Origin of the sequence: Pseudomonas sp. ANT_J12 (assembly GCF_008370045.1) — a bacterium.
In the GTDB taxonomy this organism is placed as follows: domain Bacteria; phylum Pseudomonadota; class Gammaproteobacteria; order Pseudomonadales; family Pseudomonadaceae; genus Aquipseudomonas.
Genome location: NZ_VOBN01000006.1, coordinates 1 through 25,289, shown reverse-complemented (window position 1 = coordinate 25,289; position 25,289 = coordinate 1). Strand labels below are relative to the sequence as shown.

22 protein-coding genes are annotated in these 25,289 nt (G+C 60.6%); 12 read left to right on the top strand and 10 right to left on the bottom strand.

The window, feature by feature from the left end:
* Positions 1-232 precede the first annotated feature (232 nt).
* The gene (gene algB / locus FQ192_RS14970; RefSeq protein WP_149659297.1) at positions 233-1,579 is read left to right on the top strand and encodes a sigma-54-dependent response regulator transcription factor AlgB; all 1,347 of its coding nucleotides are present in this window, start codon (positions 233-235) and stop codon (positions 1,577-1,579) included.
* Between the two features lie 7 nt (positions 1,580-1,586).
* Positions 1,587-3,377 carry a KinB sensor domain-containing domain gene (locus tag FQ192_RS14965; protein ID WP_149659296.1) on the top strand — a complete coding sequence of 597 codons (1,791 nt, stop codon included), beginning with the start codon at positions 1,587-1,589 and terminating at the stop codon, positions 3,375-3,377.
* Positions 3,378-3,384: 7 nt separating this feature from the next.
* Here the strand turns inward: FQ192_RS14965 and FQ192_RS14960 are convergent, their stop codons facing one another.
* The 7 genes from FQ192_RS14960 to FQ192_RS14930 form a co-directional block, all read right to left on the bottom strand.
* Entirely contained in the window at positions 3,385-4,998 is a 1,614-nt protein-coding gene (locus tag FQ192_RS14960; RefSeq protein ID WP_149659295.1) for an EAL domain-containing protein, read from the bottom strand.
* A 75-nt stretch (positions 4,999-5,073) separates the two neighbouring features.
* Positions 5,074-5,856 carry an N-acetylmuramoyl-L-alanine amidase gene (locus FQ192_RS14955; protein ID WP_149659294.1) on the bottom strand — a complete coding sequence of 261 codons (783 nt, stop codon included), beginning with the start codon at positions 5,854-5,856 and terminating at the stop codon, positions 5,074-5,076.
* A gap of 103 nt (positions 5,857-5,959) precedes the next feature.
* Positions 5,960-8,065, bottom strand: coding sequence for a diguanylate cyclase (locus FQ192_RS14950; protein WP_149659293.1), 2,106 nt, complete (start codon positions 8,063-8,065; stop codon positions 5,960-5,962).
* The gene (locus FQ192_RS14945) at positions 8,062-8,940 is read right to left on the bottom strand and encodes an endonuclease/exonuclease/phosphatase family protein (RefSeq protein WP_149659292.1); all 879 of its coding nucleotides are present in this window, start codon (positions 8,938-8,940) and stop codon (positions 8,062-8,064) included. Before FQ192_RS14945 ends, FQ192_RS14950 begins: the two co-directional genes overlap by 4 nt.
* Before the next feature lie 14 nt (positions 8,941-8,954).
* Complete coding sequence (locus FQ192_RS14940) at positions 8,955-9,599, bottom strand: thiol:disulfide interchange protein DsbA/DsbL (protein ID WP_149659291.1); 645 nt, start codon at positions 9,597-9,599, stop codon at positions 8,955-8,957.
* A gap of 200 nt (positions 9,600-9,799) precedes the next feature.
* The gene (locus FQ192_RS14935; RefSeq protein WP_054617181.1) at positions 9,800-10,411 is read right to left on the bottom strand and encodes a cytochrome c4; all 612 of its coding nucleotides are present in this window, start codon (positions 10,409-10,411) and stop codon (positions 9,800-9,802) included.
* 46 nt (positions 10,412-10,457) lie between these two features.
* Positions 10,458-10,748, bottom strand: coding sequence for a cytochrome c5 family protein (locus FQ192_RS14930; RefSeq protein WP_149659290.1), 291 nt, complete (start codon positions 10,746-10,748; stop codon positions 10,458-10,460).
* Positions 10,749-10,939: 191 nt separating this feature from the next.
* On the opposite strand from FQ192_RS14930, the gene yihA reads away from it, so the two are divergent.
* On the top strand, positions 10,940-11,590 hold the full coding sequence (gene yihA / locus FQ192_RS14925) for a ribosome biogenesis GTP-binding protein YihA/YsxC (RefSeq protein WP_149659289.1): 651 nt from the start codon (positions 10,940-10,942) through the stop codon (positions 11,588-11,590).
* Positions 11,591-11,883: 293 nt separating this feature from the next.
* Here yihA and polA read toward each other — a convergent pair whose 3' ends face one another.
* Positions 11,884-14,658 carry a DNA polymerase I gene (polA, locus tag FQ192_RS14920; RefSeq protein WP_149659288.1) on the bottom strand — a complete coding sequence of 925 codons (2,775 nt, stop codon included), beginning with the start codon at positions 14,656-14,658 and terminating at the stop codon, positions 11,884-11,886.
* A 74-nt stretch (positions 14,659-14,732) separates the two neighbouring features.
* Here polA and FQ192_RS14915 point away from each other — a divergent pair, with 74 nt between their 5' ends.
* Both FQ192_RS14915 and FQ192_RS14910 read left to right on the top strand, forming a co-directional pair.
* A complete protein-coding gene (locus FQ192_RS14915) occupies positions 14,733-15,029 on the top strand; it encodes a DUF2782 domain-containing protein (protein ID WP_123513297.1) in 297 nt (98 codons plus the stop codon).
* A gap of 60 nt (positions 15,030-15,089) precedes the next feature.
* Positions 15,090-16,040 (top strand): homoserine kinase, encoded by a 951-nt coding sequence (locus tag FQ192_RS14910; RefSeq protein WP_149659287.1) that lies wholly within the window; start codon positions 15,090-15,092, stop codon positions 16,038-16,040.
* A 126-nt stretch (positions 16,041-16,166) separates the two neighbouring features.
* Here the strand turns inward: FQ192_RS14910 and znuA are convergent, their stop codons facing one another.
* The gene (gene znuA / locus FQ192_RS14905) at positions 16,167-17,087 is read right to left on the bottom strand and encodes a zinc ABC transporter substrate-binding protein ZnuA (protein WP_149659286.1); all 921 of its coding nucleotides are present in this window, start codon (positions 17,085-17,087) and stop codon (positions 16,167-16,169) included.
* Between the two features lie 66 nt (positions 17,088-17,153).
* Here znuA and zur point away from each other — a divergent pair, with 66 nt between their 5' ends.
* Genes zur through FQ192_RS14885 form a run of 4 tightly spaced genes read left to right on the top strand, consistent with a single transcriptional unit; the run spans position 17,154 to position 19,956 of the window.
* Complete coding sequence (zur, locus tag FQ192_RS14900; RefSeq protein WP_149659285.1) at positions 17,154-17,636, top strand: zinc uptake transcriptional repressor Zur; 483 nt, start codon at positions 17,154-17,156, stop codon at positions 17,634-17,636.
* Complete coding sequence (gene znuC / locus FQ192_RS14895; protein ID WP_149659284.1) at positions 17,636-18,421, top strand: zinc ABC transporter ATP-binding protein ZnuC; 786 nt, start codon at positions 17,636-17,638, stop codon at positions 18,419-18,421. Before zur ends, znuC begins: the two co-directional genes overlap by 1 nt.
* Positions 18,414-19,202 (top strand): zinc ABC transporter permease subunit ZnuB, encoded by a 789-nt coding sequence (gene znuB / locus FQ192_RS14890; protein ID WP_149659283.1) that lies wholly within the window; start codon positions 18,414-18,416, stop codon positions 19,200-19,202. The genes znuC and znuB overlap by 8 nt, the downstream gene beginning before the upstream one ends.
* A 37-nt stretch (positions 19,203-19,239) precedes the next feature.
* Positions 19,240-19,956, top strand: coding sequence for a PA5502 family lipoprotein (locus FQ192_RS14885; protein WP_149659282.1), 717 nt, complete (start codon positions 19,240-19,242; stop codon positions 19,954-19,956).
* Between the two features lie 129 nt (positions 19,957-20,085).
* On the opposite strand, the gene katE is transcribed toward FQ192_RS14885, so the two are convergent.
* Positions 20,086-22,224: a catalase HPII gene (gene katE / locus FQ192_RS14880; RefSeq protein ID WP_149659281.1), complete on the bottom strand. Its 2,139-nt coding sequence runs from the start codon at positions 22,222-22,224 to the stop codon at positions 20,086-20,088.
* A 264-nt stretch (positions 22,225-22,488) separates the two neighbouring features.
* Between katE and FQ192_RS14875 the strand changes: the two genes are divergently transcribed.
* The 3 genes from FQ192_RS14875 (at position 22,489) to FQ192_RS14865 (ending at position 25,018) form a co-directional block, all read left to right on the top strand.
* Positions 22,489-23,496, top strand: coding sequence for a methionine ABC transporter ATP-binding protein (locus FQ192_RS14875; RefSeq protein WP_133835171.1), 1,008 nt, complete (start codon positions 22,489-22,491; stop codon positions 23,494-23,496).
* A complete protein-coding gene (locus FQ192_RS14870) occupies positions 23,496-24,170 on the top strand; it encodes a methionine ABC transporter permease (protein WP_149659280.1) in 675 nt (224 codons plus the stop codon). Before FQ192_RS14875 ends, FQ192_RS14870 begins: the two co-directional genes overlap by 1 nt.
* A gap of 77 nt (positions 24,171-24,247) precedes the next feature.
* Complete coding sequence (locus FQ192_RS14865; protein ID WP_149659279.1) at positions 24,248-25,018, top strand: MetQ/NlpA family ABC transporter substrate-binding protein; 771 nt, start codon at positions 24,248-24,250, stop codon at positions 25,016-25,018.
* Positions 25,019-25,289: the final 271 nt, after the last annotated feature.

Sequence of the window (25,289 nt, the reverse complement as noted above, 5' to 3'; positions counted from 1 at the left end):
TTGTAGGAACTTTCAAAAAATTTGAATTGCGAGGAGGGCGCGGATGTCAGACGTTCACGTAGGCAATCGCTGAAAGACTGGTTTTTTTATAAAAAACCAACGAAATCAGGCTATTAATGAGTAGAGCAGCAGATATCTACCCTGCCGGTGCTGGAATGGACCAGAATCAACCATGCAACTTGCCCGATTTCTCCGGGACTAACCAAAATCATTCAGAAAGGAGCGTAGGAAAATGGAATCAGCCACTGAGCATCAAGGCCGCATTCTGCTGGTAGACGACGAGTCCGCCATCCTTCGTACCTTCCGCTATTGCCTCGAAGACGAAGGTTATACCGTCGCCACCGCCAACAGTGCGGCCCAGGCTGATGCCCTGTTGCAGCGCCAGGTATTTGATCTGTGTTTCCTGGATTTGCGCCTGGGCGAGGACAACGGCCTCGATGTCCTGGCGCAGATGCGTATTCAGGCGCCGTGGATGCGCGTGGTGATTGTGACCGCGCATTCCGCCGTCGACACCGCCGTCGATGCGATTCAGGCCGGCGCCGCCGATTACCTGGTCAAACCGTGCAGCCCGGATCAATTGCGCCTGGCCACCGCCAAGCAACTGGAAGTGCGCCAACTCTCGGCGCGCCTGGAAGCCCTCGAAGGTGAAGTGCGCAAGACCAAGGATGGCCTGGATTCCCACAGCCCGGCCATGAAAGTCGTACTGGAAACCGCCCGCCAGGTGGCCGGGACCGACGCCAACATCCTGATCCTCGGCGAGTCCGGGACCGGTAAAGGTGAGCTGGCCCGGGCCATTCACGGCTGGAGCAAGCGCGAGAAAAAATCCTGTGTCACCATCAACTGCCCGTCACTGACCGCCGAACTGATGGAAAGCGAACTGTTCGGCCATAGTCGTGGTGCGTTTACCGGGGCCAGCGAAAGCACCTTGGGTCGCGTCAATCAGGCGGATGGCGGCACGCTGTTTCTCGACGAGATCGGCGACTTTCCCCTGACGTTGCAACCCAAGTTGCTGCGTTTTATCCAGGACAAGGAATACGAGCGGGTGGGCGATCCGGTGACCCGTCGCGCCGATGTGCGGATTCTTGCCGCGACTAACCTCAACCTTGAAGACATGGTCCGCGACGGTCGTTTCCGTGAAGACTTGCTCTATCGCCTGAACGTCATCACCTTGCACCTGCCGCCGTTGCGCGAACGCAGCGAAGACATCCTGAACCTGGCGGATCGCTTCCTCGCGCGCTTCGTCAAGGAATATGCGCGCCCGGCCCGAGGCTTCAGCGATGAGGCTCGGGAAGCGCTGCTCAGCTATCGATGGCCGGGCAACATTCGGGAGCTGCGCAACGTGGTGGAGCGGGCGAGCATCATTTGCCCGCAGGAGCGCGTGGAAATCAGCCACTTGGGCATGGCAGAGCAACCGGCCAACAACTCGCCACGGGTAGGCGCCGCGTTGAGTCTGGATGAACTGGAAAAAGCCCATATCGGCGCCGTTCTCGCCACCGCCGGAACCCTGGACCAGGCGGCCAAGACCTTGGGCATCGACGCCTCGACCCTGTACCGCAAACGCAAGCAGTACAACCTGTGAGCACCTTATGAAACTGGCGATGAAGTTGCGGACCCGGCTATTCCTGAGCATTTCCGCACTCATCACCGTGGCGCTGCTCGGGCTGTTGCTCGGGCTGGTCAGCGTGATGCAGATGGCTGGCAGCCAGGAAGCGTTGGTGCGCAATAACTTCGTGACCCTCGACCTGGGCCTGAAGCTGCGCCAGACCCTCGGCGATCAATTGATCATCATGCTGAGCGAGAAACCGGATCCGGCGGCATTCGAGGCCTCCAAGCAGCACTACTTTCAATTGCTCGATGAAGGCATCGCCCATGAGCAACCTGGCGATGATGCCCACTACGGTTTCACTCAAGCCAAGACCGATTACCTGAGTTTTCTCCAGGCATACAGCGAGTCCCGCGACCCGACCCACGTGCTGAGTGGCAATGAAGCGCTCACGGAAAAATTTAATGCGTTGCGTAACGGTTTGATCGCCGAACACAAACGCTCGCTGGATAACATCAACGATACCCAGCGCAAGGCCCGTGACCGGGCGCTGCTGATCGCCGGCCTGCTCGGGTTGGTGGGGCTGGCGGTGCTGATCATCGGTTTCATCACGGCCCATGCAATTGCCCGGCGTTTCGGCGCGCCCATCGAGGCGCTGGCCCAGGCGGCGGACAATATTGGCCAAGGCAACTTCGAGGTGACCCTGCCGATTTCCTCGGCGGTGGAGATGAACCAGCTGACCAAGCGCTTCGGGATCATGGCCGAGGCCCTGCGTGAGCATCAGGCGACCAATGTCGACGAATTGCTGGCCGGTCAGCAACGCTTGCAGGCGGTGCTCGACAGCATCGACGACGGTTTGCTGATGATCGACCGTGAAGGGTATCTGGAGCACTTAAACCCAGTGGCGCAACGGCAACTGGGTTGGGACACCGACCGCCTCGGCCAGGGTTTGGGTTCGGCGCTCGAACGGCCGGAGCTGGATGAACAACTGCAATTGGTCTTGCGTGGTGGCACGCTGGAACGGGCGCCGGAAGACCTGGCCGTCGAAGTCGATGGTGAGTCGCGGTTGTTGACCTACAGCCTGACCCCGGTGAGCCATACCCAAGGGCATATCCTCGGCGCGGTGATGGTGTTGCATGACGTCACCGAACAGCGGGCGTTCGAACGGGTGCGCAGTGAATTCGTCTTGCGTGCCTCCCACGAGTTGCGCACGCCGGTCACCGGGATGCACATGGCATTCGGCCTGTTTCGCGAGCGAGCCAAGTTCCCGCCGGATTCCCGCGAAGCTGACTTGCTGGATACAGTGAACGAAGAAATGCAGCGCTTGATGCAGCTGATCAACGACTTGCTGAATTTCTCCCGCTACCAGAACGGCTTGCAGAAACTCACCCTGGGGCCGTGCTCCATCGAAGACTTGCTGGAGCAGGCCCAAGGGCGGTTTGCGGCGTCGGCCGCTGAAAGAGGCATCGACCTGTTGGTGGAAGTGCAGGGGCCGTTGCCGCGCTTGCAGGCCGATCAGGCGCAACTGGATCGAGTGCTGGACAACTTGATCGACAACGCCCTGCGCCATACCGCCGAGAAGGGGCAGATCCGCTTGCAGGCCCGGCGCCACGGCGAGCGGGTGATCATCAGTGTCGAAGATAACGGCGAAGGCATTGCCTATGGTCAGCAGGGGCGGATTTTCGAACCGTTCGTGCAGGTCGGGCGCAAGAAGGGTGGTGCTGGACTGGGCCTGGCGTTGTGCAAGGAAATCGTGCAATTGCACGGCGGGCGAATGGGCGTTTATTCGCGGCCGGGGCAGGGCACGCAGTTCTATATGGCGCTGGCGGTGTAGGGCGCAGTTACGCTTCGTCATCCAGGCGCCGGCCTGTCACCCGGCGACCACGGGTAATCAGTTCGATGAACTGCACGGCGCTCAACGCATGGGCAAACAGCCAGCCCTGCCCGAACTTCACCCCTTCACTGCTCAGGAACTCCGCCTGGGCTTCATGCTCGATGCCCTCGGCGATCACCTTGAGTTGCAGGGCCTGGGCCATGTGAATGATGTACGGGGCCACGCCACTGCTGGCGGCGTCATGGCCCAGGGCATCGATAAAGGCCTTGTCGATTTTCAGGCAGTCCACCGGCAGGGTTTGCAGGTACGCCAGGCTGCAATAGCCGGTGCCAAAGTCGTCGATCAGCACCTGATGCCCGACATCGCGCAAGGCTTGCAGGTTTTCCCGCGCCACCACCACGTCGATCAAGCCGCGCTCCGTCACCTCGAAGGCAATCTGTTTGGCCGCCACCCGGTGCAAGGTCAGCAGCCGCGCCATCACCTGGCCGATACGCGGCACCATCACATCGCAGGCCGCCAGGTTGACCGAGATGTACAGCTGCGGATTAGCCCGCAGCAGCTGACCTAACTGTTCCAGCAAGCGCTGCAAGACGAAGTCGGTCATCTGGCGAATCTGACCGGTGTTCTCCGCCATCGGGATAAACAGATCGGGACTGGTCAGCGTGCCATCGGGTCTACGCCAGCGCAGCAGGGCTTCGGCACCGACGCAGTTGCGACTGGCGAGGTCGAAGATCGGTTGATACAGCACCTGCAACTCGCCTCGGCGTATGGCGCCTTGCAGCTCGGCATCCAGCGACTGACGCTGGCGCACCAGCAGAAATACCAGGAAGCCGACGATAATCCCCAGCACCAGGCTCGTCGGCAGCAGCCACCACCAGATCGCCGGCACATGCATGGCTGTACGCGGGGTGATCAGTACCAACTGATATTCCGGATTACTGGTGGGCATGCGGTAAATCAGGCGAGTTTGAGTCACTTGCAGGGCATCTAGGCTTTTCGGTGGCCAGGGCTCGGTGGGCGGCCAGGCCTGTTCGACGCCCAGCACCGGGATCGCTCGCTTACCGTGGTCGAGCACCACCAGAAGGCTGCTGCCAGGGGAGAGGTCGACCATATCGGTCAGATGCCCGCGCGAAGTTGCCACCCGGAAATTGCCGCGACTGAGCATCAGCGCGGCGCGGTTTTCATCGGGTTCGGTGGTGGTGTTCAGCCAATAACTGTAGATCGGGCCTTTGATGTCCGACGGCCGGATCATCGACACGCCTTCCTGGCGGGGGCGGTTGGAGCAAATCCGGGTGCCGTCCATATAGGCGGCTTCGTAGACGAAGCGATAACTGAAGCTGATTTGCTGCAAGGTGGCGATCATTTCGTCGTCGCACCTTCGCAGCGGTTGGGCTTCCAGATCATCCAGGCTTTCGCGCAACTGCCCGAACATCTGCTCCAGGCGAGCGAGGAAGCGCTCACCCTGGGCGTTCATTTCCTGGCTTTCGTTTTGCTCGACCTGATTCATGGCGATGAACAGACTGCCGGCCATCAACAGGGTTGCGCTCAAGGCAGCAGCCAGCATCGCCAAAAACCAGGGGCGATAGAACCAACTACGCAACCTCTCTCGAGCAGCAGGCATATGGAAATATCCGAAGAATTACCAATGAGTTATAGCTGCTGATTGAGAAAAAGCCCGGACCGTCGGGCGGCGTCATTATTTTGTCTGATTCAACACCAGCAGCATGGCAGCGGTTTGCGCATCCGGCATGCCGTCGAAGCGGGAAGGGCGGTAATGCATCTGGAAGGCCGCCAACACATGGTGTGTCGCCACATCCAGTTCGCCGGTTTGCGGCGTCGCGTAACCCAGGCGCGCCAGTTGTTCCTGGAACCAGCCGATGCTCGGCAGCTCTACCTCGAATTGCACTTGCCGACGGGCGACCGCCTGCTCGTCCGGCCAGATGCCCAGGCCTTCGGCGGCCAGGCGCTTCCAGGGAAACAACGGACCCGGATCCAGCTTGCGCAGCGGGGCGATGTCGCTATGACCGATGATGTGCCGAGGGCTGATGCCATTGCGTTTGCTGATGTCCTTGAGCAGGACGATCAGGGATTGGACCTGGGCTTCGCTGTAGGGGTACCAGAACCGGCCGCCAGTCGGCGTTTCGCGGAAGCCCGGATTGACGATTTCGATGCCGATGGAGCTTGAGTTCAGCCACGTCCGGCCTTGCCATTCGCTTTCCCCGGCGTGCCAGGCGCGCAGGTTTTCATCCACCAGTTTGTAGATGGTCGCGCCTTGATCGTCACCGATCAGGTAATGGCTGCTGACCTCGCCGTGGGTCAGCAACTGCAGCGAGCGCTCCAGCGAGGCGGAGGTGTAATGCACGACCACGAACTGCACGCGGCTGTCGAAGTTGGCGGAAGGGTGGCTGGTGTCGAAGCGCGGACCGCTGGCACAACCGGCCAGCAGTAGAAGCGACAGAGCGAGAGCAAGATATTTCATGGCAGAAGGCAATACACGCAGGACTGTAATGCAACAGTGTAACGTAATGCCTTGCGCCACGAAGGCCGAAGAGCCGCTTTAAACAAAATGGAACAATTGGCGCTTAGCCCAGTTCCACCCGGTTGCGCCCGGCATTTTTGGCTCTATAGAGCGCCTGATCGGCTCTTTTAAGCACCATATCGCTATGTTCTCCGGGTTTGAACGCGGTCAGCCCCATGGAAATGGTGATGGTTACCCGCTCGCCCTTGAAGTGAAACGGGCAGGCTTCAATCGACGCGCGCAGGGTTTCCAGCAGTTTTGCGCCGGCTGCCGGCACCGTCGCGGGCATCAACAGCACAAACTCTTCGCCACCAAAGCGGGCAATGAAATCCGAACCGCGCAGGCGTTTGCGCAACACGCTGGCGATGATCTTCAGTACTTTGTCGCCCGCCAGGTGGCCGTAGTTGTCGTTGATGCGTTTGAAGTGGTCGAGATCGAGCATCGCCAGCATCAGCGTATTGCCATGCTGCTGCCATTCGCCGATTTCGTGGTCCAGCCTTTCGCCCCAGGCGGCGCGGTTGGGCAGGCCGGTCAGCGGGTCGATCAGGGCTTTTTGCCGCTGTTCTTCAAGGTGTTCGCGGTAGCCCATGGCTTCCTGCTCCATGTGCGCCACCCGTTCGGCCAGGCCTTGCAGGCGCGCCGCGACTTCCTGCTCGCGTTCGTCGCGCTGCTTCTGATGCTGGTCCATGGTGCCCAGCAGGCCTTCGAGATGGTTTTCCAGTACGTGCTTGAGGTCTTCCAGATCGGCGGCGTCCTGCATGCTGGTTTGCAAACCGTCGACTTGTTCGCGGATCTGCGTGTCCATCTCTCGCGCCGCGGAACGGGTATCGGCATGGCCGGCACTGGCGGCTTGCAGGTTGCTCTGGAACGACTCAAGGCGCTCATTGAGCTGCTGCAAGTAGGCTTCGAACTCATGCTGGCCGCTGTCGGTGATCGCCAGCATCAAAGTCGCCAGATCGTCGAGAATCGGCAGCAGTTCATACCAGTTCAAACCATTTTGCAGGCGTTCGCGCATGGCTTCGGCCTGCGGGCGATGGCGTTCTGGCAGGGTCAAGTCATCGAGCAGGCCCAGCAACGTCTCTTCGATGTGCGTGGCCACGGAGCTGTAGGACGGCTCGGGTGAATCCGGCAGCGCGTAAAGGATGTCTTGCTCGGGGTGCTCAGGATCGATGGCGGCCAATGCCTGAGCCATCACGGAAGGCAAGGGCAGGCTGTCGAGGAAAACGGGTGTTTCGGGGGTGGCCGTTGGAGTCAGTTCGTCCGGATTAAAGGCCGGTTGAGTGTGGACGGCGGGTGTGATGATCGGTGGCGTTGGTGCTTGGGGCTGTTCAGCTTCTGGTTGTGGCGCGGGCGGTTGGGCGCGGGTAACTTGCGGCTCCAGAACTGGCGGGACAAATGCCACGATTTCCGGTGATGGTACGGGTGTCGACTGCGGTGCTGGTGGTTCGGGAATGACGGCGGCGATTGGCGCGGCTTGGACTGTTGGCGGCACCGGCACCGGCACCGACTCCGACACAGTGGCGACTGGCGTGATGTCGGCCTTGGTCTGCGGTTCCTCAGTAAGGGGGGCAGAAAGCGGCGCGGGAGAGGGCGGGGCCGGCGCCTGCACCACTGGAGCCGCGACCTGTGCCACGGCTTCTTCCGCTTCGCGACTGCCAAACAATCGCTGGAGCAAACCCGGGCGGCCAGGTTCGGCAGGGTTTTCCAATTGGTTCAGGGCTTTGCCTTGCAAGCCACTCAGTTCGCTGAGCAGCAAGGGAATCTCGCGGGCCTGACCCACGCGCCCATCCAGTTGCTTGGCGAAGGTCTTGAGCGGCCGGCTGACTTCCCGGGGCAGCGGCAATGCCTGGAGCTGCGCAACCAGCGCGTTCAGTGCCGCGCTGACCTGATCGACCCGGGTTTCGCGGCGTTGCTCGGAGTCGAGCACGGCTTTTTCCAGGCGTGGCAGCAGCGCGGCGAGGCCGGCGTCCATGTCATCGGTGCGCACGACTTCGCGCATTTCCTTCATGCACAGGTCAACGGCGCGGTCGGTGCCCTCGGCCGCCAGGGTGCTGCGTACCAGGCCGCGGCGCAGCAGGTCGAGCCGGGCGTCCCAGCGCCGCTCGAGTTTTTCCTGTTGTTCGATGCTTTTGAGGTACTTCTCTTTCCAGCGCTGTGCTTCGTCGCTCATTCATGGGATCCGCGAGGGTCAGGACTCAACGCGGGGAATGCATCGGCCGTGAGCGAACCCGGCAAACGAATCTCTACCGCGACCGGCAGGTGATCGGAAATCGGTTGTGCCAGCACTTGGACTCTTTCCAGGGTCAGGGTCGGGCTGAGCAGAATGTGGTCCAGGCAGCGTTGCGGGCGCCAGCTGGGGAACGTCGCTTCCAGTTGCGGCGCCAATAGGCCGAGGTCGCGCAACGGGGAGTTTTGCAGCAAGTCGCTGGCGTGGGTGTTCATGTCACCCATCAGCACCTGGTGTTTGTAGCCGCCGATCAATTCGCGGATGTAGGCCAGTTGCAGGCTGCGCACGCGGGCGCCGAGGGCCAGGTGCATCATCACGACCACCAGCGCCTCCGGACCTTCGCCGAAGCGCACCAGGATTGCCCCGCGGCCCTTGGGCCCCGGTAGCGGGTGATCTTCAATCGCCCATGGGCGCAAGCGGCTGAGCACGCCATTGCTGTGCTGGCCGAGGCGACCGAGGTTGCGATTGAGTTGTTGATACCAGTAGGGGAAGGCCCCGAGTTGGGCCAGGTGTTCGACTTGATTGACGTAGCCTGATCGCAGGCTGCCGCCATCGGCTTCCTGCAAGGCGACCAGATCGAAGTCGCCCAACAGGTTGCCGATCTTTTGCAGGTTGTCGGCACGCCCGGTGTGCGGCAACAGGTGTTGCCAGCCACGGGTCAGGTAGTGCCGATAGCGTTCGGTACTGATGCCGACCTGGATGTTGAAGCTGAGCAAGCGGAGACGGCTGTCTGCGGGCAGGCCCGTCGTTTCCAGGTGATGCGTGTTGATCTGCGGTTCATGCAGGCCAACGACGCGTTCAGTACCCCAGCGGCGCATGGCAGGGGCCGCGCTTAGTTGGCGGCAGCCTTGTTAGCCGCTCGCTCTTTGTCGACCAGTTTGTCGGCCAGTTTCAGGGCTTGTTCGGCACCGCCGGCAGAGCCCACGTCAAAGCGGTATTTGCCGTTGACGATCATGGTTGGAACACCGGAGATCTCATATTTCTTGGCCAGTTCTTTGGCCTGGACGATCTTGCCCTTGATGGCGAAGGAGTCGAAGGTGGCCAGGAACTTGTCCTTGTCTACGCCTTGGGTGGCCAGGAAGTCAGCCATGTCGTTCTTGTCGGTCAGTTTCTTGTGTTCTTTCTGGATGGCTTCAAATACTGCCTTGTGCACTTTGCTCTCGACGCCCATGGCTTCCAGGGTCAGGAACATTTGCCCGTGAGCGTCCCAAGGGCCGCCGAACATGGCAGGGATGCGGACGAAGTTGACGTCGGAAGGCAGTTTCTCAACCCATGGATTGATCACTGGCTCGAATGCGTAGCAATGCGGGCAGCCGTACCAGAACAGCTCCACCACTTCGATCTTGCCAGGGACAGCCACCGGAACAGCATTGGCTAGTTCGACGTAAGGGGCAGCAGGTGCTTCGGCGGCTTGGGCGGCGTTCATGCCGAACAGGCTGGCAGCGACGAGTGCGGCGCTGATGATCAGATTACGCATGCTTTACTCCTGGACAAATTGGGTCGCCTCGCGCGACCTGTTTTCAGACAGGTCCTGGCGGGCTTGAGTTCTGTAGTGTAACGGCAGCGGCCACAAAAAAGGGCGGCCAAAGCCACCCTTTTTATGCTTGCATCGACGGATTAATCGAGCGTTAACGTTGCAGGGGATGTCCATCCCGCGCAACGCTCGATCCGCAGGCCTTAGTGCAGGCCCTGGATGTAGCTGGACACCGCGGCGATGTCTTCGTCGCTCAGCCGTTTGGCGATGGTCTGCATGGTTTTGGTGTCGCCGTCGTTGTTGCGCCCGCCTTCTTCCTTGCGGAAGTCGGTCAGTTGCTTGGCCACGTATTGAGCGTGCTGGCCACCCAGGTGCGGGAAACCGGCGGCGGCGTTGCCTGCGCCATTGGGCGAATGGCAGCCGGTGCAGGCTGGCAGGCCCTTGGCCAGGTCACCACCGCGGAACAGTGCTTCACCGCGAGCCACGACTTTAGGGTCGGCGGCGCCAACGCTGCCTTTCTGGCTGGCGAAGTAGGCGGCGATATCGGCCAGGTCCTGATCGCTCAGGTTGGTCAGCAGGCCGGTCATTTCCAGTACCGTGCGTTTGCCGGACTTGATGTCGTGCAACTGCTTGTTCAGATAACGCTCGCCCTGACCTGCCAGTTTCGGAAAGTTAGGCGCCATGCTATTGCCATCCGGGCCATGACAGGCGCCACACACTGCGGCTTTCGCCTGGCCAGCGGTTGCGTCACCTGCAGCATGGGCTATGCCGGAGATCCCCACGGTCAACAGCAGACTCACGATCAATTTGTTCATCAGCTAATCCAACTACGGCTAAGGGTTAAAGAGTTATGGGCCGGGTTTACTCGCTCATCCAGTGGATGATGGCTTGGTAATCCTCGGCACTGCAGTCCATGCACAAACCACGCGGCGGCATCGCCTTGAAACCCTGGGTCACGTGTTGCACCAGCGTCTCCATACCTTTCGCCAACCTCGGCGTCCAAGCTTCCTGATCGCCCTTCTGAGGCGCCAAGGGTAGTTGGCCGGAATGACAGGCACCACAAACACGGTTGTACACAGCTTCCGGATCCTGTGTAGCCTGAGCGCTGTAAAGCGGCATCAAGACACCGGCAGCTAGCAGCCATTTCGTCATAAAACGACCTTTTCAGGGTAGAGAGCATTCTGCGTTCTAGTGCGCAATCAAGGTCTTTCGCTCTCGTGAACTTCATCCTACGCTGGGACAAAGCGCACACAAAATCTGCGGCATTATATACTGGCGCTACTGAAACGGAAACGACACTGCTCGCCGCGTCCATTCCCGGCGCCGCCCACATCGGAAATCCCATGCAACTCAAGAACCCCATCCTCGGCCTGTGCCAACAGTCCACCTTCATGCTCAGCGCTGCCAAAGTCGACCAATGCCCGGACGACGAGGGCTTTGAAGTAGCCTTCGCCGGGCGTTCTAACGCCGGCAAATCCAGCGCGCTGAACACCCTGACTCACGCCAGCCTGGCGCGGACCTCGAAAACGCCGGGTCGCACGCAGTTGTTGAACTTCTTCAAGCTAGACGATGATCGGCGTCTGGTCGACCTTCCGGGCTACGGTTACGCAAAAGTACCTATCCCATTGAAGCTGCACTGGCAGCGTCACCTGGAAGCTTATCTGGGCGGTCGCGAGAGTTTGAAGGGTCTGATCCTGATGATGGACATCCGTCATCCAATGACCGACTTCGATTTGCTGATGCTCGATTGGGCAGTCGCCAGCGGCATGCCGATGCACATTTTGCTGACCAAAGCCGACAAGCTGACCTACGGCGCGGCGAAAAACGTCCTGCTCAAGGTTCAGGCCGACATTCGCAAGGGCTGGGGTGATGCGATCACCATCCAATTGTTCTCGGCGCCAAAACGCCTGGGCCTGGAAGACGCCTACACTGTATTGGCGGGCTGGATGGAATTGGCGGACAAAGGCACCGAGATTGCCCAGATTGCCGAGTAGAACTTTTCTACAGGCAAAAAAAACCCCGGACTTCTTATGGGGAGGGGGAAGTTCCGGGGTTCAAGTTCCGGACCGCTAGGGCGGGGTCCAGATTATCTGCCAACACTTAACACAACATAGGAGCATCGAAGGGCTTCACCAGCCATTCAGTAACTCTGAGTGGCGATTTGGAAGATTAGTTCAGAATATTTTCAAATGCCTTTGGAATAACCCGGCGCATTTTTCGAACTAAGCACCCTTCGATCCTTTTCCGCCGCGGCACTATGCCGCGGCACAAACCCCGGTTCAGGCGCTCAGTGAGCCTCATCCCAGTTATTACCCACGCCCACCTCGACCAACAGCGGTACATCGAGCTTCACGGCGTTGCTCATGTGCGCACGAATTTCTTCACGCACCTGATCGACCAGGTCTTCGCGCACCTCAAGCACCAATTCATCGTGTACCTGCAGGATGACTTTGGCGTCCAGGCCTGACGACGTCAGCCAGTTATCCACCGCCACCATGGCCTTCTTGATAATGTCCGCCGCCGTGCCTTGCATCGGGGCGTTGATCGCCGTGCGTTCGGCGCCTTTGCGTAAAGCCGGGTTTTTCGCATTGATGTCCGGCAAGTACAGGCGACGACCGAAGATGGTTTCGACGAAGCCCTGCTCGGCAGCCTGGGTACGGGTGCGCTCCATGTACTCCAGAACACCGGGGTAGCGGGCGAAGTAACGGTCGATGTACGCCTGGGATTGCTTGCGATCCACACCGATCTGCTTGGCCAGGCCAAACGCGCTCATGCCGTAGATCAGGCCGAAGTTGATCGCCTTGGCGCTGCGACGCTGATCGGTGGTGACCTCCGTCAGCTCAACGCCGAAGACTTCCGCCGCCGTGGCCTTGTGCACGTCCAGGTCGTTGCGGAAGGCGTGCAGCAAGCCTGCGTCCTTGGCCAGGTGCGCCATGATTCGCAGTTCAATCTGCGAGTAGTCCGCCGCCAACAGTTTGTAGCCCGGTGGCGCGATGAACGCCTGGCGAATCCGCCGGCCTTCAGCCGTGCGGATCGGGATGTTCTGCAGGTTTGGATCGCTGGAGGATAAGCGCCCGGTCGCGGCAACGGCTTGGTGATAAGAGGTGTGAATCCGCCCGGTGCGCGGGTTGATCTGCTCCGGCAAGCGGTCGGTGTAGGTGCTTTTCAGCTTGCTCATCGAGCGGTACTGCATCAGTACCTTGGGCAGCGGGAAATCCTGGTCGGCCAGTTCCGCCAGCACGGCTTCGGCGGTGGAAGCCTGGCCCTTGGCGGTTTTGCTGAGGACTGGCAGGCCGAGTTTTTCGTACAGGATCGCGCCCAATTGCTTCGGCGAGCCGAGGTTGAATTCTTCGCCGGCGATGGCGTAGGCCTCACGCTCCAGCTCGACCATTTTCGTGCCCAGCTCAACGCTCTGGATCCCCAGCAACGCGGCATCGACCAGCGCGCCCTGGCGCTCGATCCGTGCCAGCACCGGCACCAGCGGCATTTCGATCTCGCTCAAGACCTTGCTCAGGCTCGGAATCGCATTGAGCTTGGCCTGCAAGGTTTGATGCAGGCGCAGGGTCACGTCGGCGTCTTCGGCGGCGTAAGGCCCGGCCAGTTCCAGGGCAATCTGATCGAATGTCAGCTGCTTGGCACCCTTGCCGGCGATATCGGTAAAACCGGTGGTGGTGTGATTCAGGTACTTGAGCGCCAGGCTGTCCATGTCGTGGCGGGTCGCGGTGGAGTCCAGCACGTAGGATTCGAGCATGGTGTCGAAGGCGATGCCTTGCACGGTGATGCCGCAGCTCTGATCGCCACCGATGGCGCAGTTGGCCAGGATGTTCATGTCGAATTTGGCGTGCTGGCCGACCTTGAGCTTGCTCGGGTCTTCGAGGATCGGTTTCAGGGCGCGCAGAACGGTGTCGCGATCCAGCTGCTCCGGCGCGCCCATGTAGGAGTGGGTCAGCGGAATGTAGGCTGCTTCGTTGGCTTGTACCGCGAACGACAGGCCGACCAGTTGGGCCTTTTGCGCATCAATCCCGGTGGTTTCGGTATCGAAGGCGAAGAGCTTGGCGTCGTTCAACTTCTTCAACCAGAGATCGAAATCGGCCTGGGTGAGGATCGTCGTGTACTTGAGTTCAACAGCTGCGGCGACCTCTTCTTCAGCCACTGGCGCGACCACTTCCTGGCCGGAACGCTTGGCATCGCGCTGGTTGTCTTCGAACCAGCTCCTGAATTCGAGCAGGGTGTAGAGCTCGGCGAGTTTGTCGTGATCCGGTTGGCCCATTTGCAGGTCGTCGAGGCCGATGTCCAGCGGTACATCAATCTTGATGGTCGCCAGGCGATAGGAGAGGAACGCCATCTCCTTGTGTTCTTCGAGCTTGGCCGGGAGGGTCTTGGCCCCGCGAATCGGCAGGGTCGGGACGATGTCGAGTTGCGCGTAGAGCTCGGTCAGGCCGCCATTCACGCCGACCAGCAGGCCGGAAGCGGTTTTTGGGCCGATGCCCGGAACGCCCGGGATGTTGTCGGACGAATCGCCCATCAGTGCCAGGTAATCGATGATCTGCTCGGGAGCGACGCCGAATTTCTCCTTCACGCCCTCCACGTCCATGCTGCTACCGGTCATGGTATTGACCAAGGTAATGTGCCCGTCGACCAGTTGCGCCATGTCCTTGTCGCCGGTGGAGATCACCACTGGACGGTCGGCGGCCGCGCTGCTGCGGGCCAGGGTGCCGATCACGTCATCGGCTTCTACGCCTTCGACGCACAGCAGCGGGAAGCCGAGGGCGATCACGCTCTGGTGCAGCGGTTCGATTTGTACGCGCATGTCATCGGGCATGCTCGGGCGATTGGCCTTGTACTCGGCGAACATCTCGTCGCGGAACGTCCCGCCCTTGGCGTCGAACACCACGGCGAACGGACTGTCCGGGTACTGCTTGCGCAGACTCTTGAGCATGTTCAACACACCCTTGACCGCGCCCGTCGGCAGGCCTTTGGAAGTGGTCAGCGGTGGCAGCGCGTGAAAGGCGCGGTACAGGTAAGAAGAACCGTCCACCAGGACGAGGGGGGCTTGGCTCATGAGCAGGATCAACCTTTTCGGCGGGTCCGGGGCTAGAATAGCGGGACCATTGACGACAAAGGGACAAGGTTATCATGCGCACACTAAATCGCCTGTTGCTGGCTGGGTTGTTTGCAACCGTTCCATTGGCCGTCATGGCGGCGGATGACGCGCCGTCGGCAGAGCCGGAAGTTACTATTAGCACGCACAAGGAAGGCGATAAGGTCATTCAGGAGTACAAGAAGGGCGGGTTTACCTACGCCATCAAGGTGACGCCGAGCGTTGGGAAGCCGTATTTCCTGGTGCGTGCGGACGGGACTGATGCCAATTACATCCGTTCGGACCAGCCGGATATGCTGATTCCCGCGTGGGAAATCTTTACCTGGAAGTAGTTTCTTAACTTTAATCGGCGCCGCTTTAATAGCGGCGCCCGAACTGAGCAGTTTTTAACCATGTCTGTGTTCACCCCCCTGGCTCGGCCCGAGCTGGAAACCTTTCTCGCCCCATACGGGCTCGGCCGCCTGCTTGATTTCCAGGGGATTGCCGCCGGTAGCGAAAACACCAATTTCTTTATCAGTCTGGAACAGGGCGAATTTGTCCTGACCCTGGTTGAACGCGGCCCGGTTCAGGAAATGCCGTTCTTCATCGAACTGCTCGACGTGTTGCACGACGCCGACCTGCCGGTGCCCTACGCGCTGCGCACCACTGACGGCGTGGCTCTACGTGAACTGGCCGGCAAACCGGCGCTGTTGCAGCCGCGCCTGGCCGGCAAACACATCAAGGATGCCAATGCCCAGCATTGCTCTCAGGTCGGCGAGCTGCTCGGCCACCTGCATCTGGCGACCCAGGCCAACATGATCAAGCGCAAGACCGATCGCGGCCTGGACTGGATGCTGGAGGAGGGCACGCAGTTGCTCTCGCACCTGAATGCCGAGCAGAGCGAACTGCTGCAACGGGCATTGGACGAAATCACTCAACAGAAGACGAAAATTCTGGCGTTGCCCCGAGCCAACATCCACGCCGACCTGTTCCGCGATAATGCGATGTTCGAAGGCACACACCTGACCGGGTTGATCGACTTCTACAACGCCTGTTCCGGGCCGATGTTGTACGACGTGGCGATTGCCTTGAATGACTGGTGCTCGGACGAGCAAGGCGTGATCGACGGGCCGCGCGCCCGGGCGCTATTGGGCGCCTATGCGGCGCTGCGACCCTTTACGGCGGCCGAAGCTGAGCTGTGGCCGACCCTGCTGCGGGTCGCATGTGTGCGGTTCTGGTTGTCGCGGCTGATTGCTGCTGAGTCGTTCGCCGGGCAGGACGTGTTGATTCACGATCCGATGGAGTTTCAGCAGCGCTTGGCGCAGCGGCAGAAAGTTAATACGCCGTTGCCTTTCGCCCTTTAAATTGTGGCGAGGGGGCTTGCCCCCGTTGGAGCGCGAAGCGTTCCCCCTGCGATTTCCAATTTGAAAAATCAGGGGCTGCTTCGCAGCCCAACGGGGGCAAGCCCCCGCGCCACAGGTATTGTGGGGTTACAACGACTCCAGACACCCCGCCAAATCATTCCCCAACTTCTCCAGCACCTGCTCATACCCCTGAGCGGTCGCCGGCGTGTACCCGCCCAACGCATCCAGTTCCGCCAGTTTCACCGGCAGGCCGGCCACCAGGGTTTCGGCCAGGCGAGGGCGCAGTGGCGGCTCGCTGAACACGCAGGTTTTGCCGACTTCCTGCAATCGCGTACGCATCGCCGCGACATGCTGGGCGCCGGGCTGCACTTCGGCGGCCACGCTGAATACGCCCGTGTGCTTGAGGCCGTAAGCGTCTTCGAAGTAGTCGAACGCTTCGTGGAACACGAAGTACGGCTTACCGGCAATGCCTGCCAGGCGAGCCTTCAAGCGCAGGTCCAACGCATCCAGGCGCTCATCGAAGGCCTTGAGGTTGTTCTGATAACGCGCCGCGTTGGCGGGATCGGCAGCACTCAGGTCGGCGGCCATTTTTGTGGCGATCACCCGGGCATTCACTGGCGATAACCACAAATGCGCGTCCAGGGTACCCGGACGGTGATCGTGGTCATGTTCGTCGGAATCTTCGGCATGAGACTGACTATCTTCGGCGAAGTGTCGCAGTTTCAAATCAGGCAAATCCTGCACGGCCACGGTTGGCAATGTGCGACCTTTCAGCACGCGGGGCAGGAAACCTTCCATGTCCGGGCCGATCCAGTACACCAGATCCACCGACTGCACCTTCCGTACGTCGGAAGGGCGCAAGGCGTAGTTATGCGGCGAGGCACCCGGTGGCAGCAACACTTCCGGAATCGCCACACCGTCCTGCACCGCCGCAGCAATCAGCTGTAGCGGCTTGATGCTGGTCAGCACTTTGACCTCGGCGTGGGCCGAACCGATCAGCAGGAAACTTGCGATGAATGCGACAAAGATAGAAAAAAGTCGGGACACGATGACCACTCGAAGAGGCGAGAACGGGTAACATAATAACGTCTCTCACAAAATGCGTCGCCGCTCATGCCTAAAACACCGATTGCCAGCCGTCCCCACGACCACTCTCATTGCGTTCACAGCGCATTGTCTGAGGCCGATGCCCTGTGCGCACGTCAAGGCTTGCGCCTGACCGCCTTGCGTCGGCGGGTGCTGGAGCTGGTGTGGCAAAGCCATAAACCGCTGGGTGCCTACGACATCCTGGCGGTGCTCAGCGAGCAGGATGGCCGCCGCGCCGCGCCGCCGACGGTGTACCGCGCGCTGGATTTCCTGCTGGAAAACGGCCTCGTGCACCGCATCTCCTCGCTGAACGCCTTCGTCGGCTGCAATCACCCGGAACATGCGCACCAGGGCCAGTTCCTGATTTGCCGCACCTGTCACGCCGCCATCGAGCTTGAACAGAAATCCATCAGCGACGCGATTGTCATCAGCGCCAAAGACGTCGGCTTTATCGTCGAAGCCCAGACCGTTGAAGTCATCGGGCTCTGCTCCGGTTGCCAGGGGGCTTGATGAGCAATGCGTTGATCCGTCTTGAGCAGGTCGCCGTCACGTTTGCCGGGCAAAACGTGCTGGAAAACATCGATCTGAGCGTCGAGCCGGGGCAGATTGTGACCCTGATCGGCCCCAATGGCGCGGGCAAAACCACGTTGGTGCGCGCCGTGCTCGGTCTATTGAAGCCGGACAGCGGCAGCGTCTGGCGCAAGCCGAAATTGCGCGTTGGCTATATGCCGCAAAAACTTCACGTCGATCCGACCCTGCCGCTCTCAGTGCTGCGCTTCTTGCGTTTGGTCCCGGGTGTGGACCGGGCGCGGGCGTTGGCGGCACTCAAGGAAGTCGGCGCCGAGCAGGTCATCGACAGCCCGGTACAAAGTGTTTCCGGTGGCGAAATGCAGCGCGTGCTGCTGGCCCGGGCGCTGTTGCGTGAGCCGGAATTGCTGGTGCTCGACGAACCGGTGCAAGGCGTCGACGTGGCCGGCCAGGCCGAGCTGTACAGCCTGATCACACGCCTGCGCGACCGTCATGGTTGCGGCGTGTTGATGGTTTCCCACGATTTGCACCTGGTGATGAGCACCACCGACCAGGTGGTGTGCCTGAATCGCCACGTTTGCTGTTCCGGGCATCCGGAACACGTCAGCGGCGATCCCGCGTTCGTCGAGCTGTTCGGCAAGAACGCACAAAGCCTGGCGATTTATCACCACCATCACGACCACGCCCATGACCTGCATGGCGCGGTGGTCAGCGCGGCCCCGTCGGCCAAACCCCACGTTCACGGAGATAGCTGCAAGCATGGCTGATTTTCTGCTCTACGCCCTGCTTGCAGGTCTGGCCCTGGCGTTGGTCGCGGGCCCGCTGGGTTCGTTCGTGGTCTGGCGCCGCATGGCGTATTTCGGCGACACCTTGTCCCACGCCGCGTTGCTCGGCGTGGCCCTGGGCTTCCTGCTGGATGTCAGCCCTGCCGTGGCCGTCACCGTTGGCTGCCTGTTGTTGGCGGTGTTGCTGGTGACGTTGCAACAGCGTCAGCCGCTGGCGTCCGACACCCTTTTGGGAATTCTCGCACCGAGCACGCTCTCTCTGGGCCTGGTGGTACTAAGCTTCATGCACGAAGTGCGGATCGACCTGATGGCCTATCTGTTCGGCGACCTGCTGGCGATCAGTCCGACCGATCTGGCCTGGATCCTCGGCGGCAGCGCGGCGGTGCTGGGGCTGCTGGTGACGTTGTGGCGGCCGTTGCTGGCGATCACCGTGCACGAAGAGTTGGCCACGGTGGAAGGTTTGCCCGTGGCGGCGTTGCGTTTGACCCTGATGCTGCTGATCGCCGTAGTAATTGCCGTGGCGATGAAAATCGTCGGTGTGTTGCTGATTACGTCGCTGTTGATCATCCCGGCGGCTGCGGCACAACGTCACGCCCGCTCGCCGGAGCAGATGGCACTGGGCGCGAGCCTGCTGGGTATGCTCGCGGTGTGTGGCGGGCTCGCGTTGTCATGGTTCAAGGACACCCCGGCGGGCCCGTCGATTGTGGTGACGGCCGCCGCGCTGTTTCTGCTGAGTTTTGTCCTGCCCCGTCGAGGGGTGTAGACTTGCTCGTTTTTTGCGCAAATAGAGAGTCGCAGGAATGAAGCCGTTCGCCTCCCGTTATCTGCTCCTTGTCGCATTTTCTCTGCTGCTGGGCGCTTGCCAAAGCACGCCACCGGCGGCCACCGAGGCCCCCGATGCGCGGGCTACGGCCATCGCACAGCTGGAACAAAACCTGGCCAGCAGCGAACTGGCCACCGCCGAAGATCAATTGGCAACCTTGCAGGCCCAGTCGCCCGACGACCCAAGCCTCGTGCAATATCAACGGCAGCTGGCCGAAGCCTATCTGCGCCGCAGCCAGATCGTGCTGCAAAAAGGTGACGTTAACGCGGCCGCTACCGCCCTGAGTCGTGCCCGGGCGTTGATGCCCAAGGCCCCGGCGCTGACGGGCGGGGTGAACAACGCCATTGTCAATGCACGCAAGGCAGAGCTGGACCGGGCCGAAGCGGCGCTGATGGCGGCCGAGGCCAAGCCGAAAGCGAAAGTGATCGATCCAACGGCTGAAAGCACCACGGTGGCGCTGAACCTCACCGATATGAGCAAACTGCGTCGCCAACTGGACGCTATCGCCGCCGATGTGGTGAATTATGAATGTGCCGTGAGCATTCAGGCGCCGCGTACCCAGGATTACCCTTGGTTAGCCACGTTGCTGACCAAGCGGGTGAAGAAGCTGGATTCTGGGTTCGACCTGAAGCTGGAGAAGCAGATCTTGCGCAACATTCCGGCGCAGATGGTGTTGAGTCCGCGTAAGCCCTGAAAAGCTTCGCGGGCAAGTCGAATCGTCGCACCGCTCGCTCCTACAGGGTTCGTGTGGTGTTCTGAATGACACGAGACCTGTAGGAGCGAGGCTTGCCCGCGAAGGCGTCCTCACTCGCAATGCATCTCTTTAAGCCGGAATCGCCTTAGCCTTAGGCTCCCGATCCCAAACCCGATGCTGTCCGATCGCCGCAAAAAACGGCTTGATCAACTTCGCATCCGCGCCAACCACCAGCCCCGCATCCACCTCCAGCTTCAACACATCCAGCAACTGCTTGGCCTCGCCATGCAGCGCAATCGCCTTCAAGTGTTTGTATGCCTCGAGCAGGTAATGCAGCGCCACGCCATCGGTGCTCAACGCCTTGATCGACGCCGCGCCACCCGGCACGAACACCGCATCGAAGGCCACGGACGGCAGGCCTTCCATCGATGCATCCACCGGCAATGATTTGCCATCGGCGGTCGTCACCGGCGCGGACGTCGGGCCGAGCAGTTTGGCGTGGGCTCCCTCTGCCGCCAATGCCTTCTTCATTGCATCAATCGCGGCACCATCGACGCCGTTGGCTGCAAGAATCGCCACTTTCCGCGTTTTGATGTTCTCTGGCAGCAAGTTGGCCTGGCTCAGGGCCGGCGAGCGATCCAGCGAGATTTTCGGCACGTCCACGGTCCCCGCCTTCGGCGCCGGCAGACCCAGGTTTTGGGCAACACGCTTGGCCAGTTCCAGATCAATATTGGCCAGGATCTCATTGACCTGACGTTCACGAATCCACAACCGATCCACCTTGCCCAGCTCAAAGCTGTAAGCCGAGATGATGTGTTCCTGCTCATGCTTGCTCATGCTGTGGAAAAACAGCCGGGCCTGGGAGAAGTGATCGCCGAACGACTCGCTACGCTGACGGATCTTGTTGGCGTCGATGCGCTCCGGATACGTCTCGAACCCGCCATCCTGCGCGGCCGGTGGGGTTTCCTTCGGCCAGCCGCCATCAATCGAATTCGGCTCGTAGGACGCGCGACCCTTGTCGATGGTCATGCGGTGCAGACCGTCACGCTGGCCGTTATGGAACGGCGCTACCGGACGGTTGATCGGGATCTCGTGAAAATTCGGCCCGCCGAGTCGGCTGATTTGCGTATCGGTGTAGGAAAACAACCGACCTTGCAGCAGCGGATCGTTGGAGAAATCGATCCCCGGCACGATATGCCCCGGGCAGAACGCGACCTGTTCGGTTTCGGCGAAGAAATTGTCCGGGTTGCGGTTGAGGGTCATTTTGCCCAGCGGCGTGATCGGCACGATTTCTTCGGGAATGATTTTGGTCGGATCCAGCAGGTCGAAATCGAAGTCGTGTTCGTTTTCTTCCTCGACGATCTGTACACCCAGTTCCCATTCCGGGTAGTCCCCGATCTCGATGGACTCCCAGAGATCGCGACGGTGGTAGTCAGTATCTTTACCGGCGAGCTTCTGCGCCTCATCCCACACCAGCGAACAGGTGCCGGCGGTAGGGCGCCAGTGGAATTTGACGAAGCGCGATTTGCCCTCGGCGTTCACCAGGCGGAAGGTGTGCACGCCAAAGCCCTGCATGCTGCGCAGGCTTTTCGGGATCGCCCGGTCGGACATGGCCCAAATCACCATGTGCGCCGATTCGGGTTGCAGCGACACGAAGTCCCAGAACGTATCGTGCGCCGAGCCGCCGGTAGGCATCTCGTTGTGTGGCTCAGGTTTTACCGCGTGCACGAAGTCGGGAAACTTGATCGCGTCCTGGATGAAGAACACCGGCATGTTATTGCCCACCAGGTCGAAGTTGCCTTCGTCGGTGAAGAACTTCACGGCGAAACCGCGTACGTCCCGCACGGTATCGCCTGACCCCCGTGGGCCCTGCACCGTGGAAAAGCGCACGAACACCGGAGTTTTCTGGCTCGGGTCTTGTAGGAATCCAGCCTTGGTCAGTACCGAATGGTTCTCGTACGTCTGGAAGAAACCATGGGCGCCGGTGCCACGGGCGTGGACGATGCGCTCCGGGATACGCTCATGGTCAAAGTGCGTGATTTTTTCACGCATGATGAAGTCTTCCAGCAGCGACGGCCCGCGCGCGCCGACCTTCAAGGTGTTCTGGTTATCCGAGACTTTCACGCCCTGGTTGGTGCGCAGGGCTTGCTCGGTGGCGTCAGAGCGAAACTTTTCCAGGCTGTCGAGCTTGGCGTTGGTGTTGCCGCGGTCCAGGGTATCGGTCCCGGCCAGTGCGCTTTTGGGGGCGACAGGCTTTTTAGTACTCATCAGTCGTAAACTCCTCGTGGCGATTCCTGCCTTAGCCAGGACGCTTATTCATTCCCCTGGCACGGCACCGGGGGTGTTTTCGAGTTGCCTTATTAGTGACTGATGGGATTTTTTGCCGTTCCTTTTTTATGACCTTTGATCGCGTTATTGCCAAATGAAAGGTTGAATGCCGAATAAATGCTAATAACCTCTATACGGACAGGCTAAAATGCGCGCCCGGCTAACCGCTGATCCCATTCCAACGCGCCCCACAAGGTTCGCTACGTGATCGAGTTTCAAAACGTCCATAAGACTTACCGCGTCGCCGGTAAGGATATTCCCGCCCTGCATCCGACCAGTCTGACGATTGAGAATGGTCAGGTCTTCGGTCTGATCGGTCATTCCGGCGCGGGAAAAAGTACCCTGCTGCGTCTGATCAATCGCCTGGAAGAGTCCAGTGGCGGCAAGATCTTCGTCGATGGCGAAGAAGTCACCGCGCTCGACGCCAACAGCCTGCGGCGCTTCCGTCAGCAGGTCGGGATGATTTTCCAGCACTTCAACCTGCTGGCCTCCAAGACCGTGGCCGACAACGTCGCGTTGCCGCTGACCCTGGCCGGCGAACTGTCCCGCAGCGATATCGACCGGCGTGTGGCCGAGTTGCTCAAGCGTGTCGGCCTGTCCGATCACGCCAAGAAGTACCCGGCGCAGTTGTCCGGTGGCCAGAAGCAGCGCGTCGGCATCGCCCGCGCCCTGGCGACCAAGCCGAAAATCCTGCTGTGCGACGAAGCCACCAGCGCCCTGGACCCGCAGACCACCGCGTCGGTCCTGCAATTGCTGGCCGAAATCAACCGCGAACTGAAACTGACCATCGTTCTGATCACCCACGAGATGGACGTGATCCGTCGGGTCTGCGACCAGGTGGCGGTGATGGATGCCGGCGTGATCGTCGAGCAAGGTTCGGTTGCCGATGTATTCCTGCATCCCAAGCACCCGACTACCAAACGCTTCGTGCAGGAAAGCGAGCAGATTGACGAAAGCGAACAGCGCGATGACTTCGCTCACGTGCCGGGTCGTATCGTGCGTCTGACCTTCCAGGGCGAAGCGACCTACGCACCGTTGCTGGGTACCGTCGCTCGGGAAACCGGTGTGGACTACAGCATCCTGGCCGGTCGTATCGACCGCATCAAAGACGTCCCTTACGGGCAACTGACCCTGGCCGTCACCGGCGGTGACATGGAGGCGGCGTTCGCCCTCTTCACCGCGGCTGATGTCCACATGGAGGTCCTGCGCTGATGGAAGCCTTGATGAGTTTCTTCGCCAATATCGACTGGTTCGAAATCTGGCTGGCCACGGGCGACACGCTGTTGATGCTCGGCGGTTCGCTGTTGTTCACGATTTTGCTGGGCCTGCCGCTGGGCGTGTTGTTGTTCCTGTGCAGCCCGCGTCAGTTGCTCGAATCCCGGGGCGTCTACGCCGTGCTGTCGCTGGTGGTGAACATCCTGCGTTCGCTGCCATTCATCATTCTGCTGATCGTGATGATCCCGTTCACGGTGCTGATCACTGGCACGTCGCTCGGCGTCGCTGGCGCGATTCCACCGCTGGTCGTGGGCGCTACGCCGTTCTTCGGTCGTCTGGTGGAAACCGCATTGCGTGAAGTCGATCGCGGCATCATCGAAGCGACCCAGGCCATGGGCGCGACCACCCGGCAGATCATCACCAACGCCTTGTTGCCAGAAGCCCGCCCGGGCATCTACGCGGCGATTACGGTGACGGCGATTACACTGGTGTCCTACACCGCCATGGCCGGTGTGGTCGGCGCCGGTGGTTTGGGCGACCTGGCGATCCGTTTCGGCTACCAGCGTTTCCAGACCGACGTGATGATCGTCACCGTGGTGCTGTTGCTGGTGCTGGTGCAGGTCCTGCAGATGGTTGGCGACAAACTGGTCGTACACTTTTCCAGAAAATAAATGGTTCGCGTAACCAAGACATGAGCCGGCCATTCGCTGGCAGGCGCCACACGGGCGCCTCACAAGGAGTTAGCTGAATGAAAAAACTACTCGTCGCATTGGCCGCTGTAGCGGCGTTTTCCGCCCAGGCCGACGAACTGACCGTTGCCGCCACCCCAGTCCCGCATGCGGAGATTCTGGAGTTCGTGAAACCGGCCCTGGCCAAAGAAGGCGTGGACCTGAAGATCAAGGTCTTCACCGACTACATCCAACCGAACGTGCAGGTCGCCGAGAAGCGCTTGGACGCCAACTTCTTCCAGCACCAGCCGTACCTGGATGAGTTCAACAAGGCCAAGGGCACCAACCTGGTGGCCGTTGCCGGTGTGCACCTGGAACCCCTGGGCGCTTACTCCAGCAAGTACAAGGCGCTGACCGAACTGCCTGGCGGCGCCAACGTGGTGATCCCGAACGACGCCACCAACGGCGGCCGTGCGCTGTTGCTGCTGCAGAAGGCCGGCCTGATCAAGTTGAAGGAGCCGAACAACATCCTGTCGACCGTCAAGGACATCACCGAAAACTCGAAGGACCTGAAATTCCGCGAACTGGAAGCCGCGACGATCCCGCGTGTGCTGACCCAGGTCGACCTGGCGCTGATCAACACCAACTACGCGCTGGAAGCCAAGCTGGATCCGTCCAAGGATGCGCTGGTGATCGAAGGCAACGACTCGCCTTACGTGAACATCCTCGTGGCCCGTCCGGACGACAAGGACAGCGAGGCGATGAAGAAACTGGTTGCTGCGCTGCACAGCCCGGAAGTGAAAGCGTTCATTCTCGAGAAGTACAAAGGCGCGGTATTGCCGGCGTTCTGATCTGAACCGTTACACGATCACACCGCTCACACCGCTCACACCACTCACACCGATCGTTCCCACGCTCCGCGTGGGAATGCCTCAACGGACGCTCCGCGTTCGGCTCTTGAAGGGACGCGGAGCGTCCCGGGCTGCATGCCCACGCAGAGCGTGGGAACGATCAAACGAAAAAGGGGACGCCATGAGCGTCCCCTTTTTTGTGCCTGAAGCACCGGTCCCTGTAGGAGCCAGGCTTGCCGGCGAAGGCGATTGCACGGACGCCTTCGCCGGC

Coding starts and splice junctions, on each gene's coding strand:
- algB (WP_149659297.1), top strand. CDS start 233: ATGGAATCAGCCACTGAGCATCAAGGCCGCATTCTGCTGGTAGACGAC.
- FQ192_RS14965 (WP_149659296.1), top strand. CDS start 1,587: ATGAAACTGGCGATGAAGTTGCGGACCCGGCTATTCCTGAGCATTTCC.
- FQ192_RS14960 (WP_149659295.1), bottom strand. CDS start 4,998: ATGCCTGCTGCTCGAGAGAGGTTGCGTAGTTGGTTCTATCGCCCCTGG.
- FQ192_RS14955 (WP_149659294.1), bottom strand. CDS start 5,856: ATGAAATATCTTGCTCTCGCTCTGTCGCTTCTACTGCTGGCCGGTTGT.
- FQ192_RS14950 (WP_149659293.1), bottom strand. CDS start 8,065: ATGAGCGACGAAGCACAGCGCTGGAAAGAGAAGTACCTCAAAAGCATC.
- FQ192_RS14945 (WP_149659292.1), bottom strand. CDS start 8,940: ATGCGCCGCTGGGGTACTGAACGCGTCGTTGGCCTGCATGAACCGCAG.
- FQ192_RS14940 (WP_149659291.1), bottom strand. CDS start 9,599: ATGCGTAATCTGATCATCAGCGCCGCACTCGTCGCTGCCAGCCTGTTC.
- FQ192_RS14935 (WP_054617181.1), bottom strand. CDS start 10,411: ATGAACAAATTGATCGTGAGTCTGCTGTTGACCGTGGGGATCTCCGGC.
- FQ192_RS14930 (WP_149659290.1), bottom strand. CDS start 10,748: ATGACGAAATGGCTGCTAGCTGCCGGTGTCTTGATGCCGCTTTACAGC.
- yihA (WP_149659289.1), top strand. CDS start 10,940: ATGCAACTCAAGAACCCCATCCTCGGCCTGTGCCAACAGTCCACCTTC.
- polA (WP_149659288.1), bottom strand. CDS start 14,658: ATGAGCCAAGCCCCCCTCGTCCTGGTGGACGGTTCTTCTTACCTGTAC.
- FQ192_RS14915 (WP_123513297.1), top strand. CDS start 14,733: ATGCGCACACTAAATCGCCTGTTGCTGGCTGGGTTGTTTGCAACCGTT.
- FQ192_RS14910 (WP_149659287.1), top strand. CDS start 15,090: ATGTCTGTGTTCACCCCCCTGGCTCGGCCCGAGCTGGAAACCTTTCTC.
- zur (WP_149659285.1), top strand. CDS start 17,154: ATGCCTAAAACACCGATTGCCAGCCGTCCCCACGACCACTCTCATTGC.
- znuC (WP_149659284.1), top strand. CDS start 17,636: ATGAGCAATGCGTTGATCCGTCTTGAGCAGGTCGCCGTCACGTTTGCC.
- znuB (WP_149659283.1), top strand. CDS start 18,414: ATGGCTGATTTTCTGCTCTACGCCCTGCTTGCAGGTCTGGCCCTGGCG.
- FQ192_RS14885 (WP_149659282.1), top strand. CDS start 19,240: ATGAAGCCGTTCGCCTCCCGTTATCTGCTCCTTGTCGCATTTTCTCTG.
- katE (WP_149659281.1), bottom strand. CDS start 22,224: ATGAGTACTAAAAAGCCTGTCGCCCCCAAAAGCGCACTGGCCGGGACC.
- FQ192_RS14870 (WP_149659280.1), top strand. CDS start 23,496: ATGGAAGCCTTGATGAGTTTCTTCGCCAATATCGACTGGTTCGAAATC.
- FQ192_RS14865 (WP_149659279.1), top strand. CDS start 24,248: ATGAAAAAACTACTCGTCGCATTGGCCGCTGTAGCGGCGTTTTCCGCC.